Raw genomic sequence first — 258 nt, 5'->3', positions numbered from 1 at the left:
CTCGCACCTGGCGGTGCTCACGTTCGCTTTCGCTCACGCCTCGAAGCCTGACGGCTTCTCGAACTCCTGTCCGAAACCCTTCGGGTTTCTCAAGCTCCGGCCCTGCGGGCCATCGCATCCTTCGGACAGTCGTTCCTACCGGAACGTCGCCAGTCCAAGACCCTCGGCCTTCTCCAGCGATGTCCCGGAGGGGCATCGCCTATCGCCATGACTGCCCCCGCCCCCCAGGGGGGGCGGGGGAGGAGGCCGAAGGCCGGG

The organism is Methanoculleus sp. UBA208 (genome assembly GCF_002498065.1).
GTDB lineage: Archaea > Halobacteriota > Methanomicrobia > Methanomicrobiales > Methanoculleaceae > Methanoculleus.
Note: the sequence above shows the minus strand (reverse complement) of the source record.